Source organism: Pseudomonas sp. SIMBA_068 (assembly GCF_046534705.1).
Taxonomy (GTDB): Bacteria; Pseudomonadota; Gammaproteobacteria; order Pseudomonadales; family Pseudomonadaceae; genus Aquipseudomonas; species Aquipseudomonas putida.
Genome location: NZ_JAWRYI010000008.1, coordinates 162,551 through 178,610, shown reverse-complemented (window position 1 = coordinate 178,610; position 16,060 = coordinate 162,551). Strand labels below are relative to the sequence as shown.

Annotated in this window: 8 protein-coding genes; all 8 read right to left on the bottom strand. The window is 54.3% G+C overall.

The genetic code is table 11. The features are described 5' to 3' along the window. Positions 1–17: 17 nt before the first annotated feature. Positions 18–1,232, bottom strand: coding sequence for a glycosyltransferase family 4 protein (locus tag SB756_RS19210; RefSeq protein WP_410911432.1), 1,215 nt, complete (start codon positions 1,230–1,232; stop codon positions 18–20). Beyond that, positions 1,229–2,452: a glycosyltransferase family 4 protein gene (locus tag SB756_RS19205; RefSeq protein WP_410911430.1), complete on the bottom strand. Its 1,224-nt coding sequence runs from the start codon at positions 2,450–2,452 to the stop codon at positions 1,229–1,231. The genes SB756_RS19210 and SB756_RS19205 overlap by 4 nt, the downstream gene beginning before the upstream one ends. Further along, positions 2,449–4,200, bottom strand: a complete 1,752-nt coding sequence (locus SB756_RS19200; RefSeq protein ID WP_410911429.1) for a hypothetical protein — start codon at positions 4,198–4,200, stop codon at positions 2,449–2,451. The genes SB756_RS19205 and SB756_RS19200 overlap by 4 nt, the downstream gene beginning before the upstream one ends. A 54-nt stretch (positions 4,201–4,254) precedes the next feature. Continuing rightward, a complete protein-coding gene (locus tag SB756_RS19195) occupies positions 4,255–4,641 on the bottom strand; it encodes a hypothetical protein (protein WP_410911428.1) in 387 nt (128 codons plus the stop codon). 16 nt (positions 4,642–4,657) lie between these two features. Then, the gene (locus SB756_RS19190; RefSeq protein ID WP_410911426.1) at positions 4,658–6,868 is read right to left on the bottom strand and encodes a heparinase II/III family protein; all 2,211 of its coding nucleotides are present in this window, start codon (positions 6,866–6,868) and stop codon (positions 4,658–4,660) included. Between the two features lie 157 nt (positions 6,869–7,025). Then, entirely contained in the window at positions 7,026–13,481 is a 6,456-nt protein-coding gene (locus SB756_RS19185; protein WP_410911425.1) for a glycosyltransferase, read from the bottom strand. Between the two features lie 13 nt (positions 13,482–13,494). Continuing rightward, complete coding sequence (gene wecC, locus SB756_RS19180; RefSeq protein ID WP_341797885.1) at positions 13,495–14,757, bottom strand: UDP-N-acetyl-D-mannosamine dehydrogenase; 1,263 nt, start codon at positions 14,755–14,757, stop codon at positions 13,495–13,497. Beyond that, positions 14,754–15,896, bottom strand: a complete 1,143-nt coding sequence (gene wecB / locus SB756_RS19175; protein WP_341797886.1) for a non-hydrolyzing UDP-N-acetylglucosamine 2-epimerase — start codon at positions 15,894–15,896, stop codon at positions 14,754–14,756. Before wecB ends, wecC begins: the two co-directional genes overlap by 4 nt. Positions 15,897–16,060 lie beyond the last annotated feature (164 nt).

Sequence of the window (16,060 nt, the reverse complement as noted above, 5' to 3'; positions counted from 1 at the left end):
AAATTTTATGTGTTGATTCAAACTCTAAATGCTGCTGTGTTTTTTCTCTTTGAAGCTTTGATTATGTCTTGTGCCATTTGCTTTTTAATTGTGGTGCGTGAAAATTCTTCTACAAAATCCAGTCGAGATGTATTTTGTAGTTTTAGCTCTTTCAATGCAGTGATAGCTTCATCCGCGTCGCAAGGAGAAAACAGTGCGACGTTTTTTATGCGCTTTTTAGCAAAGCGATTCGCATAACCTGACAAGCCGCCCCATATAGGTTTATTAGTGGCGGCGTACTCAAACAATTTTGAGGGGAGTACGCGCCGAAAAGCTTTTTGGTCGTTAAGGTGTAAGAAAAGAATGTCAGCTTCTTGGTATGCGCGTAACAGCTGGTCCCTTTTCATAGGCGTAGATATTCTTACATTGCTAACGCCAGCGTCTTCCAGTGTGCGCATCAACGTTGAAAGCGCGCTACCTGCGCCTATGAGGTGAAACTCAACACTGTCTCCGAGGCGTTGAGCTAGCTCAGGTATTATCCGATGAAGGCCTTGACCTGCTCCAATATTTCCGGCATAGACGACCTTTAATCGACGTTGGCTTGATTCCTGCGGCGGTACAAGTTGAGCAGGAGAATCTTTTATGAACAGCTCATCGACACCGTTTGTGTAAAATGCAAACGATCGCCCTGGATAACGAGTAGAGAAATAGGGCAAAAAACCAGGAGAGATGAGATTTACTCGTGCGGCAGCGTTTATAGTCCAGCGTTCTAGTGGAGAAAAGATTGAGGCTGCTAATCGCCCCCAGTGGGAAGGTAATAAGTCTCGAATAGTATCAACAAAAATATCTCGAATATCTAGATATAGAACGCAATGGCTGCGCTTTGAAACCAATGCTCCTAGTGAGGCTGTCATTAAGCGCGAAGATGTTGAAAAGACCAAGTCATAACGTCTGCCATAAGTAAGTTTCAGCGTGTTGATAGCAAAACACGCAAAAGCCCAAGTTTGATCTCTTATGCCACTACGGTGTGCCGGAATTTGTATCCGGCGAATGGTGAGGTTTTCCGAACGCTCTACGCTAACTGCGTTTGCTGTAAACGAATGATAGCGGTTAGGTTGCGTAGTGATGATTTCAATTTCTACATTGGGGCCGAGTTCTTCACGCAAGGCTTTGACTAGGGCGCCAGCTCTAAACGAACCTGCCGATAAGTCCGGAGGATAGTAGAAGGTTAGTAAAAGAATTTTTGAAATCATTGTTTGGTCTGCGCTTTAAGAACGCAATCATACAACTCAACCAGGCGTGACTCCTGTTCCTCCCAGTTTAATCGGTAAGCGGTTGCCCGAGCGTTACTGGCAAACTTGGATCTCAGTGCAGCATCTGAAACTAACGCATTAAGAGCGGCAGCTAACGCTAGCGGATCATTATGGGGGACAAGTATGCCTACTTCATTGTGTTGTACAATTTTTCGAATTTCAGGAAAGTTCGTCGCGACCACTGGTAAACCTGCGGTCAAATACTCAAAGAGCTTATTTGAGTCTGTAGTGTAGTGGTTGAGGCAAGTATTTTCGATAGGTTGCACGCCAATGTCTGCTGACGCTGTATAACTTGGCAAGTCTGCAAGGCTGACGGTGGGGATGAAATAGACACGCTCCTCTAAGCCGCGATCACGGCTGAGTTGAGTTAGAATTTGGGTCAGGCGTCCACCGCCAATAAAGACAAAGTAGGCATTTGGAACCAGCGAAGCAGTATCAATTAGCTTTTCCAAGCCACGCCCTTGCTGCAATCCCCCTTGGTATAGAATGATCGGCCAAGATTCAGTGAGACCAAGTTCTGTCCGAATGCGGTCTGTTGCATCGGAGGTCGTAAAGCGCGGCCGATTTTGTAAAACAGTAGGACGTTTGACTTGGTACGCACGCGCAAAAAACTTAGCCCTGGCGTCGGTTGTAGTTATGGTGCCGTCAGCTTTTGGCATAAGCCATTTTTCAACAAGTGCTACTAGGCGGCGAAAGCTGCTGTAGCCCTCGCGACTGGTGCTTATTTCATGTGCATCATAAACCAAGTGTGACTTGCCGAGTTTCGCAGCTAGCCAGGCTGTAGGCAATGTATTTACGTCATGTGCATGTACTACGTCAGCTTTATAGCGAAGCATCTGAATCATCAAGCATAGATGGGTCCAAGCTCTAGTGATCACTCGAAGAATTTGATGCTTTAGGCCTATTTTGGGTTTTGTAAAACTAGAGCCGTTATTAGGCATGTTTCGAGTCGCTGACTTACGCCACTTCCATAATGGGCTTCGTGCTACACGAATAACTTCTATTCCAACGGCTAGACGCTCGTTCGCTTTGGTTACTCCTGGCGTATGCAGGGCAAAAACACACACCTGATAACCCGAACGCTGAAGTGTTTCTGCTTCTTTAAGAACACGTGCGTCGTTGAGGAATTCGTTCCACACAACCATTGCTATGCGCTTCATTTGATCACCGCAAGACTTTTGGTCTCAATTGAAGTTATTAGTGCCGTAATTTCAGGGAGTAACTCGGCTGCGGAAAGGTAGTGCTGCCTGGATAAAAGTTGATCGAGATTGAAGCAAAGTGCAGCTAGCATGAGATGCTCTTCACTCATCTGGTGGGTATCTTGGCGATGTTCCTGCAAATCTGCCATCAATGAAGGTAGGCTAGCGGAAAGATTCTTGATTTGCAGGGAAGCACCTATGGGCTCTAGGCTCCAATTACCCCAGTAGCTTATGCTCAATTTACCATTGTCAGAAATGAGTATTTGGTCTTTGCCAATCTGACTGTTACTAATGAAAAGAGGCGTGCAGCGAAGAGTTTCACGAATCTGGTGTTTTAGCTTCATGAATTTTATAAATACGTGCGCGTGCTCATTACCACCCAGCGCAGTTCCAAACCCATTGAGAGCTTTATCACTAAGGCGGTCCCAAAGCAGTGGACGCGAGCGAGAGTATTTTTGAATCAAGCTCTGTGGTGGAGCGTGACGCATCAAAATTTTTGCAGAGGCTGCTTGGTGAATTCCAGTTTCTACTGGAGGAATTTTATTAAGCGAGTGAACTGAGAAAATATGGCAATGGAAGCCGTCCAGAAGCGTAGCCTGGATGAGGCGAGCTGTGGGTATGCCGTCCAGGTTTGGCTCCATCAGGAGAGTTGCTTCGTTGATTGCCAATGTAGTCCTATTGGTATTAAAGACCTTTACAAGATAAGTGTCTTTCTGACCTGAGCTTGATTCGCTCGTTACCTCAATAGCAAAAACGTCATGAATGCCTGTCTGGTGCCATTTGATATCATGCTTTACATACCGCGTTGACGACGCTTCTTCGAGCAAGTCACTTACCCACCGATTTGCGCTGTCATCTGTGAACAGACTCCAGAACTTTTCTGGTTTTCCTCGGGACTCACTTGGTAGCTTGTGGTCTTTAAAAAACAACGCAGAAATTTGAAGGTGCTGTTCTTTCAGTGAGGTCAAATCTTGTATGAGTAGCGTTGCTCGCTGCATGATCTGGCGAGTAAGAAGAATGCCAATAATTGCGGGGAGTAATTTAGGTGGAGTGTCAGAGAGTAAATCGTATGCGAGATAAGAAAATGCAGCGAAGAAACCAATGGAGCCAATTGGGTTGAGTGATTCGTAGTTGATTTCGTTGGCTTGCGTGTTGCGGCTTTGCTTAATTTCTTTTTTCAGCTTTGTAATGACTGCCCAGCACAGCCAGAATGCTATTGTGGCAATGGTGAGCTCAAGATAGATGTACCCAAGAGCAGCGATAGTCAGGCTGAGGAAGACGATCGCAGCCAGGCTTCGCGTAAACCTTAGATATGCTTTGCTAGCGACTTCATTCTGGCCGTCAAAAAGAATCAGTTTACGGCTGTTCAGGATTAGCCGTTCGCTACCGAGTTTTGTCAGTTTTTTAATAAGTGCTTCGGACAGCAGGTAAAGAACGTAAAAAAGTGCTGCGGTACTGCATAGTAAAAGAAAAAGATCTTTACGCTCAAACTCTTTGAGATATTCTGGGAAGTACGAAGGGATGTTTGGCGATCCAATTAGTATGATCGCTTTCAGGGGGAGAAATGATGCAGCTAGCAGGCTAATTTGTGCTGCTAACGTCAAGAGTATAATGGTGAGAGTTAGCCCCGGGATTATGCGAGTTATTTTATTGGCTACGGAGTACATCCAGCGGCCTGCGTTGAAGTTTGCAGATTTAACATCGCTCATAATAACTTGCCTTGCTTCAGGCTAGGCCTGAGTTAATCTTCGGGGCTTTCGTGCTTAGTTCAACTGCCAGGAAATTACTGCTTGGCTTGCAGCGCCTTCCTTAGGTTGAATTTGTTTGAAGTTTGCAACAATTAGTGCTGCGTTTGGCTTTTTGTAATATACCTGAATCAAGGACTCGTTTTGAGTTCTAACATTTGCCTTGTAGCCATTTGTTTCGAATGTCTTGTTGAAGTCTTGATACGTGGTGTTTAGGTCGGTCGATGTTTCGAAAAAGTGCAATTGACGATCTTGATCGTCCTTGGTCGCTGTATAGCTTTTGGTGGTTTTGATGTTGTTGAAAGTAATTTGTTTGCCTTCTTTCAGATCTACCTTGGCAACGTTAGGTGCATCACAAGCAGTCAGGAAGAGAGCCAGGACCGAGTACAGTGCAATCTTTTTCATGTTTAATCCGTAATTTTCAGTTGTGGTGAGCAGTAATGGTGAATTGCGCTTTCGTAGCGTTCTTCATCTCAAATGCAACCATCGACGTGTCAATTTGTTGCATGAATCCAACGCCGCTGATGCCCTTCACGAGTTGATCATCGTTCCAGCCAGTGATGATCGCGCAGGGGCAGTTCGAAGCGATGGTAATTCGATAGCTGGAGGCCGGGTGACGAATCTCCACGCCTTCCGGAGTCTTGGTAACCTCGGTGCCGTCACCGCAGTGGAACAAGCTGAACATAGGCTTGTCTTTCAGCGTCGCCTGGATTTCATCGCTGATGTCGAGCTGCAGACGGTCGAGGTAACCGGAGATGCTACGTTTGATGAGCGTGCCTTCAAACGCGTCATGCGAGCCATTCAGGTTAAAGCCATTCTCAATGACTTCCCCGGACAACTGGGCATGACCAGGTTCAATGCTGTAAGGCACATCACCGATAACGGGGTTGTTATGCGAGTAGGCGCCTCTCAAGAAGCTCTGAATCGGCTTGACATACTCGTGTGAGTAGAAGCTTGGGTCGATGAGCCACTCAATGCCATCCATGAACAACGTGAAGGACAAGTTGTCCTGATGCTTGTGCGTCTTGCACAACGACGTTGCAAACATGGTCAGCATGTACGCAGTTTGTGCGTGATTACCTTTGATGATGGCGTAGCCAGCTGTCGGCAGAATAGTCGCCGATGTTGTCGGGTAATTCTTACTGTTGCGTACCGTCTCCAGGTTCGGGTTGGCGCGACGGAAGGTGTCGCCCTGTGCTGGGGAGCGGTTATCCGGGTAGCGCAAAAAGTCGGAGAACTTGAGCAGTTCGTCAGCAACCGTTGGAATGGTTGTGTCGTGCGAGCTCTGCTGTGCCAGTTCGCCGGCGAAAGCAATCAGGCGCTGAACACCTTGGTGATACCCAATGGAGTTTTCAACAAAGACTGCATAGCCGTTGTCACGAACAATCAGGGTATCAAGCTGATCGGTCAGGCGGGACAGGGCCAGCGTTTGCCAGCGCTCGGAGCACGGGAAGTCGGGCATGGCCAGGCTGGTCGCCAGCAACGCCATGTCCTGGAACCATGCATGGTTGTGGTAGCGCGAAGCCTGGTGGGACGCGTAGAACATCTCCGATGCCAGCAACTGGGCATGCTTGAAGATGGCCGAACGCAGGCGAACCATGAAACGGTGCTCGAACTGCTGTCGCACACCGATATCCCAGATCAGCAGGAATGCCAGCAGCCGCTCGGCAGTACCGTGGTCATACCAGGCAAATTTGCGGTCTTCATCGGCGTTGAAGTAGCTGCGCTCCAGCCAGTTACTGATGAACTCCCGGGCGGGGAAGAGAGGCGCAACGCTTGCCTCGTGCCGTGCATGCAGCATGAGAATGATCGCGGGGTGCAGCGAATGCCATGAGAAGCGGTAGGTGCCAACAGCATCTAACTCATCTGGCAGAGTCTGTTGCCAGTCCCATTCCAGACCAATGTTTCCGTAGAGCGGGCAAACGCCTTTCTGCAGATAGTCATTAGCCTGAGCCGGCACATCCTTGAAGCACTTCTCCATGTAGGCATACAGAGAGTCGCAAAGCGCTTCGGGAAGAGGCTCCTTTGCAAAGCCCTCCGTCAGCCACGCCGTTGGAGCCTCGCTTTCATGCCAGCAGGTCAGCCGCTCGATTTCCAGCGTGGAGCCTTCTGCCCTGGGGTGCCCTTTGAAATAGAGCTTGATCTCTTCCAGGTCGCAAGCAGGTGGCGCGTCCCAGTCATTCTGAATGCCGAACGCGAGGTCGTTGTGGCCGATGGTGAAATCAACCCATTGGCCCCTGGCGGCATTCACGATCTTCACATGGCGGTAGGTGCCTTCGAAGGTGTAACCAACCCCGATGTAGTTCAGTGTTTCCCAATCGGAAAGACGGAAGCGCAGGTGCAGGCCGTTGCCGTGGAAGCTACGCGGCAGCTTGAAGCGAACCTGGTAGACGCCAGCATTACCGTTAAAGGTAAATACTGGATTGTCATTTTCCATTGCAGCCCGCGCGTTGCCACTGAAGCCCTGAAGGGTCAAGGGTTCGTCGGTTTCGCTGCCGTGATTGCAGTACGACCTGTAGTCGAGAATCTCCCGGTCGGAGAGGAAGTCCAACGCCGGCTTATCAACCACAGGTACGGGTGTGGCCTCGATTTCGTCTTCCTTGAAGAAGCGATCGCGGATTATCTTGAGCATGTCTTCGCAAATATTCTAAAAGGTGAAAAGTGCTCAGCCCTGTTGGGGCTGAAAAGCACTCAATAAGCTCGCCAATGGATGATCAAATAACCGCAGCGGCAGTTACGCTGCCGCGCGGCCAAGGGTGCCAACCATTAACATGGCACCAGGATCATGCTTATCGAATCAGCTCGATTTCACGGGTAATGATTGATTGCTTGGCGGTTTGCTTTTCAACACGCGCACGCGCAGCAGCGGACATCTTGCGGAACAGCTCCGGTGATTCGATCACCCGTGCGATGCCGTCAGCCATCCCCTGGGCGTCATCGCCGGCCGCAAGAATCCCACATTCATCATCGACAAACTCGGGGATCGCTGTAACAGCATTTGTCACCGAGATGAGGCCGGAAGCCATCGCCTCGTCACGGGATACGCCTTGGGCGTCCATGCGTGTTGGGCACAGGAACAGGCCGTACTGTTTATGCAGCGCAGCAATCTCTTGATGCTTGAGGAACCCGCGTTCAATCGTCACGTTGCTGAATTTGCGCAGAGGGGCGAGGGTGTCTTCGAACAGAACGCCATCACCGATCATGCGGAACTCAAGGTCCTTGAAGTACGGTTTCTCCGCCAGCAACTCAATCGCTCTGACACTCAGGTCGTTAGCGTACTTGGCCGATGCATAAGGTCGGATAGACAGCAGCTTCATGCGCTGTTCTTCCGGTTTTTCCTTGTACGAGAAGGTTTCTGTATCAATTGGGTTGTGGATGATCTCGTAGCGGTCTTCAGGAATGCGGAAGCCCACGTCCTCCATTACTTCTTCAGCAAAGTAGCGGGAAACGAAGACCAGCTTAAGATTGGCTGGCATGTTGCTCAACGTTTCGCGCCAGAACGCCATACGTTTTTCGCTTTCGACTTTTGCCACAGCCAACTGGCTTTCATCCGAGTAGTTATACTCGCGACGCCACCAAGGCTGAACCTCTGCACCGTGTACCCAAACCACTACCTTGACCATGTGAGTGAAGCGCTTGAGCACCTCCCACATTTCAGGGTCCAGGAAGTGCACCAACACGCTCTTGTACTGGCCGCTTTCGAGCATTTTTGTGAGGGTGGTCTGGCACCCAGTCACTACATCTACGTTTTGGAACTCGTGATAGCTGACAGCCTCGTTCTTGCGCAGGCGGAAGATGTCGACATTCAGGTTCTGCTCCTGATAGGCCATCACTCGGCTGTGCACAAAGCCGTTGCGGTACAGGTCCGCGTAAGCCGGGTAGTGGTTGGTGACGACCAAGTGTTGCGAACGCCCCAGCATTTCCGAAGGCTGCAAGTCGCGATGGCCAAGCACCAGCGCCTTGATCTCGGTATTGCCGGCTGCGTAGGCACGCAGGCCGAAACGCACGAAGGCGGCTTCCGGTGGTACCTCGGATGTCTGGTTGCGGTTGGCATGCTGCATGACGTGGCTGATCCGCTGCTTTTCAGCATCCAGGAACAAGACCACCAGTTGCAAGTTCAGGCCGGGTGTGCAGTCGAGGTACAGCTTGAGCTGTCGGTCTTCGAGATTCAGTTGATCCAGGCTTACTTCTTTCAGGGCGTACACGTACTCATGCTTGCCATCTGCCAACGTGGAGCTGACGCGCCAGTTATCTACATCCACCGCCAGGTTCAGGAACTTGCTGTGCTTGGCACCAAACATCTCCGCCAGTTCGCGGCCGGTGATTTCTGGTGAATCGTGGCTGTCTTCCAGGGGGGCAATGGCCTGGGCACGCGCTTGAAGCTGGTCGATGGTCATGCCAAGGTTCAGCTCCAGGTCGTCCACCTTGGCGCTGATAGCCTCGTGCTGTGCGGCGCCGTTTTCGCAGTAGTTGAACGGATCTATCGCCAGGCCTTGTTCATGGGTGTATTGCAGCGATGGCAGGCTCTTCAACCAAGTGCGCAGCGGTTGGCCGGCAACGTTTTCAGTAGCCACCAGCGAGCGACGTGCGCTCAATGATTGAGCCGGGCGGTACGCCAGTCCATTCGACTGCAGCTGGGCATTTTGGCCTTCGCTGGTGAAGTGTGCGGCTTTACCCACGACCTGTGCTTGGCTGTAGCGAGTAGCGAGGGCCAGGTCCAACAGGTAGTTAGGGCCGTAGTAGTCGCCCGGTACAAAGCCGGCTACCCAAGGCGTATTGCCGACCAGCTCGCCAAGGCTGGTTTTCTTCAGCTGTGCAGGTTTAAGCACCAGAATGCGCGGGTCGTCGCTCACGATGCTGCTCTGGTAAGCATCGGTGATGATGACCATGCGTACCTGGCTGTAGGTCTGGCGGTTCAGGTGAGCGCGCAGCATGTCGAACTGCTGACGGTCTTGTGCTTCAGCAACGACCACGATTTCTGGCAGGCGTTGAGCCTTCACGGTGCCAGTGACCTTGCTCAGCACATATTCCAGGCGCTGGGTATAGGTGTGCTCTTGCATCACCTTGCGCAGGGCGGCGAGCTTCAGCTTGTCGCTGTTGAGCGGGTCTTCGGCCAGCAGTTGCAGACGGCGCAGCATTTCTTCGCCGTTGTCGGTGGTGACCACCAGGTCGCCGAACAGCAGGCGCACACCGCGCGAGAAGTTGCTGACGGTAATGGTGTTACAGCCCAGCAGTTCGAACACGCGACGTGCGAACATCGATTGCGATTGCTTGATCGAGTTCAGGTTGATCGCGTAGCGGTAGCCCTTGTAAGCCGTATCGATTTTCTCGAAGGGCAGGGTGCCGACGATGTACGGCTGGTATTCCTCGGGGAACTGGTAGTTGGCGTCGTTCTTGCCATAGTTGCGGTCGAAGATTTCCAGCGGGCGGAACTTCGGTAGCTCGCAGACGAAGTTGCCCAGGTCGCGGGTACGCTCCGGGTAACGGGCGTAGTAAGCGCCGGCGAAGCAGAAGGCGTCTTTGCGCTCGTACAGCTCGATCGGGTTGTGCAGCGCTGGCTGGCAGGCGAACGGCAGCAGGTAGACACGGTCGTGACCGAGCGCACCCTTGTACCGGTGGATGCAGTCGATGTCGGTGGTGAACACGTGGTCGAACTGCTTGGCAGTGGTAAGGAAGGTCTCGAAATGAACCGGGTCTTCCTTGTTCCAGAATACGGTCGGCACCTTGTTCTGACGGCACCAGTTCAGGATGTCCTGCAGTTCCTGGCTGTTGTGGCCTACCTTGCTACCCCACAGTTCATCCTTGCCGCGCCAGGCGGACTCGATGAACAGCAGTTCAGGGCGGAAACCTTCCAGTTCTGCTTTCCAGCTGCTAGGCGTGAGCTGCATGAGATCACATTCATAGCGATACGAGCCGAACGTGAACTCATCCATTACGCACGCCACTTTCAGGCGGCTTACAGGGTGGTCGGCTTGGCGCAGCAGCGAGGAACGGCTCTGCTCGCTAGTCGGCAGGGCTTCTGGCAGTTTCAGGTAGTTCTCATCCTGCACGACTGGCGCAGGAGGCAGTAGTGCCTTCATCGGCTCATTGCTGATCCGCTTTTGTTCACTCTGCTGACGCTGTAGGTTGGCTTTGCGGTACAGGCGCAGCAAACGCACGGGTAGTTTGACCAGTCCGCCCAGAGAGTTGGCGCTGTTCTTGATCTGATAGCCCAACTGATAGGTCATGCTGGTGCGCGTTTTAACTAGGCGCTGCTCGGCCAGATGGCGCTGCGTGTTTGCTCGCTCCAGGTTGGCATTGAGCTCGTCGATCTTGCGCTGCTGCGCAGCGCTGCGCTCCAGCAGCTGATTGAGGTTGGCTTTCAGCTGAGGGATCTGCTCAGTGCTGACCGTACGGTACTTCAAGTTCGCCGCACCCAGGCCTGCTTTCGAGGAGTTGAGCTCGTTCTCCAGCTGCATGCGCAGGCCTTGCCACTGCTCATTGGTGGCTGCAAGGCTTGCTTCTGCGGCCTGACGGCTGGCAGTTTCGAGCATCAACTGTTCGACCAGTGCGTCCTTGGCCTGATTCAGCGACGCGATCGTTTCCGTTTGTTCAGCCTGAGCTTCTTGCGCCTTGGCGTTAGCGTGGGTCAGTGCCTGCACTTGCACCTCAAAGCCGTTGCGCAGTTCCACCAGTGTGTTGATGGTGTTGGCCTGTGCGGCATGCTCGCGTTCGGCGCGTGCTTGTGTTTCGCTCATTTCCAGCAACTGGCTTTCCAGTTCAGCTTGGCGGTTTTGCAGTGCGGTTACTGTTTCCGCATGGGCTGCGTAAGCCTGTTTCATCGCTTGGCGCTGATTACCCAGATCTGCTTCCAGTTCAGCTTGACGTGCTTTCAACAGGGCAATGGTTTCGGCCTGTGCAGCGTCGGCCCGTTGGGTTTGGGCCTGCAATTCGTTCATATACTCCAACTCGCTTTCAAGTTCGGCTTCCAGTTCCGCTTGGCGCTTGCGTAGCGTGGCGATGCATTCGTCTTTCTCGGCAACATCCTGGCTGCTCTCGGTTTGCAGCATGCTCAATGCCTGCTTCTGACTCTCTAGCGCGGTCTCCATCGCCGTTTGGAGTTCGCGCAAGCTTGCAATGGTCTCGGTGTAATCCGTGTTGGCCTCGAGAGCCTCGTCTCTCGACTCGACAGCGGCGCCTAGCTGCGTATCCAGGTCATTGACACGGGATTGCAGTAAGGAAATGGTTTCGAGGCGGGAGGCATCGGCTTGCCCGGCTTGTTCACGAAGCTCAATCATGGCTTGTGCCTGGCCTTCCAATTCAGCTTCCAATGCTGCTTTGTGGGCGCGCAAGGCGGTGATTGCTTCTACATGGCCGGTGTTCGTCTGTTCTGCTTGAGCCTGCAGCTCGGCCTGGCGCTCAAGTGCTGCTTGCAGTTCTGCTTGTTGTGCCAGCAAGTCTGCAATGGTGCCTTCATGCGCTGCATTTGCCTGATCCGCTTTGGCCTGGATATCGGCTGAAGCCAGCTGCTGGTTTTCCAGTGCAGCTTGCAGCGCGGCCTGTTGGGCGCGCAGCGCAGTGATGGTGTCTACGAGGCCTGCATTGGTCTGCTCAGCTTGCGACTGCTGTTCATCTGCAGCCTGTCGCTGGTTTTCCAGTTTGGCTTGCAGTGCAGCCTGCTGCGCACGGAGCATCGTGATGGTTTCTACATGACCATCATTGATCTGCTGAGCTTGGGCAAGCTGCTCAGATAGCACTTCAAGCTGGCTTTCCAGCTCGATACGATGCTTTTGCAGCCCTGCTACCGTTTCGCTCAGTGCAGTGTTGTCAGCCTGGCTTTTGGCTTGAATCTCAGACATCTGCAGAAGCTGGTATTCCAGGGCTTCATGTTCGGCCTGCAGTGCAGCAATCTTCGCCGTCTCATTGGCTGCCAACTCTTCAGTGGCCGCGCGTTGCTGATCGGTCGCCAGCAATTGTTCTTCGAGAGAGATCAAGGATTGCTGCAGTGCGTCCATTTCTTGATCGCGTTGCACCTGAGCTTCTTCAAGCGCAGCAATCTGCTGTTGCAGCTGGGCATATTGCTCTGCGGTTGCGAGGCATTTTTCGTTGGCCTCACCCAGCTGGGACCTGAGCAAGTCCAGCTCCGCATTCAGTTCTTGAATGCTACGCGCGCTGGCTTCGAGGGCTTCCCGGTTCGCTTGCTCGATAGCGACGATATGCGCGTCGCGATCCTGAAGCTGACGAGCCAGAGCCTCGGCCTTCTGAGCTTCGGGCTTCAGCAGGGAGAGCTGTTCAGTGGCCAGGCGATACTTTCTGTTGGCGTCGTCCAGACGCTCCTTGATTTCCTCAAGCTCTTGCACTCGCTTCGCTTTGGCGTCGAGGATCTCGCGGTTGGCTTGCTGCAATGTCGCAATGTCAGCATCACGCGTTTGCAATTGCTTGGCGAGCGCATCGGCTTTCTGTGCCTCTGGCCTCAATTGGGCAATTTGCTCAGTAGCACTGCGATACTTCTTGTTTGCGTCTGCCAGCCGGGTGCCGATCGACCCGAGGTTTTCGCGCAGCGTGCGCTCAATCGACTCAAACGCCTTTTCCAGTTCACGCACACGCTCGACAGTCAGCGAGTCGATGGTCCCAGGCTTATGCGACTCGCTCTTCACAGCAACAATGCCCAGCCACTTGCCAAGCATCTTGACTTCAATGATCTGCAAGTGCTCCGCCAGCAGGCGGAACGGTTCCATCAGGTAGAACGTGTGCTTGTGGTCAATGAAGTCATTGACCCCGAACGGTACGGTGATCACCAGCCGACCACCCTGCTTGAGCAGGTCGTAGGCCTTTTCGACGAACAGCTCCGGGCGTACCAGGTGTTCGAGCACTTCGCTGATCACAACGGTGTCCGGCTCAACCTCGAGCGTATCCAGCGCGAGGAAGTCTGAATTGATGTACGTGACGTTCTGCTGGATGTGGGCAGGTTCGGCAGACAGGTAATCCTTGGCCTCTTCAATGGCCTGCGGGCTGGTGTCCACACCGGTAACCTGGCAACCCTCACGCGCCAGCAGCAGGGGCACGATACCCTGCGAGCAGCCCACATCCAGGATCCGGCGCCCTTTGACCTGGGCGCAGATCCAATGGATGCGGGACTGCGTTTCGCGCATGAACTGATCCCCCAGCTTGCCGTAATAGGCTTCCATCACGCGATCATGAATATCGGCCAAAGGTGAAGGCAGCTCTGTGTTCACGGTAGGTTTCTCAAGCGTGGGGTTATTCATGCGGTTTGGTCCATCAGCCCTGGGTTACGCCAGCGGCGTCGATCACGAACGCTGCATCGCGTACGTTGAAGGTGCCGCGGAATTCGCGGTGCTTCACCAGCAGCACGTGAATGTCGGCGCTGTCCAGGGCGTAGATGAAGTCCACGTGCTCGTGATGCGCCAGGCGCTGTGGCAGCGCTTCGATGTTCGGCTCGACCAGTTGCAGGGTGGCTTCCAGTTCGTTGCCCAGGCGCTCGGCAATGCTCAGTGCCGGGCTTTCGCGCAGGTCGTCGATGTCGGCCTTGAAGGCCAGGCCGTAGCAGGCGATCTTCACTTGCTGGGCCGACTTGCCCGGGTTCTTGATCAGGAAGTTGGCCAGGGCCATCTTGACCTTGTCGATCACCCACTCAGGCTTGCTGTCGTTGACCACACGGGCGGTGCGGATCAGGCGCGCCTGCTCTGGGGTCTGGCTGACGATGAACCATGGGTCCACGGCGATGCAGTGGCCGCCCACGCCTGGGCCAGGCTGCAGGATGTTGACGCGCGGGTGGTGGTTGGCCAGGCGAATCAGCTCCCACACGTCGATATCCAGCTTGTCGCAGATGATCGACAGTTCGTTGGCGAAGGCAATGTTCACGTCACGGAAGCTGTTTTCGGTCAGCTTGCACATTTCGGCGGTGCGGGCGTTGGTGATGATGCACTCGCCTTCGACGAAGGTGCGATACAGGCGTACGGCTGCTTCGGAGCACTTCCTGGTCATGCCACCGATGATGCGGTCGTTTTCCACCAGCTCGCGCAGCACGTGGCCCGGCAGTACGCGCTCAGGGCAGTGGGCGATGCGCACGTCGGAGTCTTCACCGTGGGTCTGCGGGAAGCTCAGGTCTGGGCGGGCCTGGGCCAGCCAGAACGCCATCTGCTCGGTAGCGCCGACCGGGGAGGTGGACTCCAGGATGACCAGGTCACCCTTTTTCAGCACAGGCGCGATGGCCTTGCTGGCGGACTCGATGTAGCTCAGGTCCGGCTGGTGGTCATCCATGAACGGCGTCGGCACGGCGATCAGGAAGGCATCGGCTGCTTCCGGCACGGTGGAGGCGCGCAGGTAGCCTTCGGTTACGGCGGCGTGTACCACCATGTCCAGCTCAGGCTCGACGATGTGGATTTCGCCACGGTTGATGGTGTCGACCGCGTGCTGGTTAACATCGATACCGATCACGTGCTTCTTGCGGGCGGCGAAAACGGCAGCGGTTGGCAGGCCGATATAGCCCAGGCCGACGACGGAAATCTTGTTGAAGCTCATGCTGCGTCCTTGGAGTTAGAGAATGCGGAGAGTGCGTCGAGGATTCGCGCGCACGCTTTTCCATCGCCGTAGGGGTTGTGGGCGAAGCTCATCTCGCGGTAGGTCGACTCGTCGGTGAGCAGTTTCGCCAGGTTTTCGGTGATCGATGCCACATCGGTGCCCACCAGCTTGACGGTACCTGCTGCCACGGCTTCAGGGCGCTCGGTGGTGTCACGCATGACCAGTACCGGCTTGCCCAGTGCAGGGGCTTCTTCCTGGATGCCGCCGGAGTCGGTGAGGATCAGGTACGAGCGGGTCATCAGGTAGACGAACGGCAGGTAGTCCAGCGGCTCGATCAGGTGGATGTTGTTGACGTCGGCCAACAAGCGGTTAACCGGTTCGCGTACGTTCGGGTTCAGGTGGACCGGGTAGACGATATCCACGTCAGGGAATTGACGCGCGGTCTGTACCAGGCCCTGGCAGATACGCTCGAAGCCTCCACCAAAGTTCTCGCGGCGGTGGCCGGTGACCAGAACCATGCGGCGCTCCGGGTTCAGGAAGCTGAACTGGGCTTCGAACTGGTTTTTCAGTGCTGGGCTTTCCAGCTTGCGGACTACTTCCAGCAGCGCATCGATCACCGTGTTGCCAGTGGTGTAGATGGTCGCGGGGTCGGTGCCTTCACGCAGCAGGTTGTCCTGCGAGTTGCTGGTAGGCGCGAAGTGCAGGGCGGCCAGGGCGCCGGTCAGGCGGCGGTTGCCTTCTTCTGGCCAAGGCGAATACAGGTTGCCGGTGCGCAGGCCTGCTTCCACGTGGGCGATCGGAATCTGCTGGTAGTAGGCGGCCAGGCTGGTGGCCAGGGTTGTTGCGGTGTCGCCGTGCACCAGCACCACGTCGGGCTTGAACTCGGCCAGCACAGGTTTCAGGCCCTGCAGGATGGCAGTGGTCACATCGGTCAGGTCCTGGCCGGGCTTCATGATGTTCAAGTCGTAGTCGGGCGTGATCTCGAACAGTTCCAGTACCTGGTCAAGCATCTGCCGGTGCTGGCCGGTAACGCAGACGCGCGACTCGAAACGGTCGTCCTGGGCAAGGTTGAGGGCCAGCGGTGCCATTTTGATGGCTTCTGGGCGGGTGCCAAATACGATGAGGGTCTTGAGGGACACGGCGACGGTCTTCTGTATGAGAGTGAAGGCGGTTGGAACTGGCGCTAACGGTAAGGATCTCGGGTGTTACTCAGATCGGCCTGGGGTGGCCTGGTGGCGCAGCACGACGGAAATCGGGCACGGCCAAGGGGGGAGGTGAAAAAAAATTCATTCTGCTCGGATCC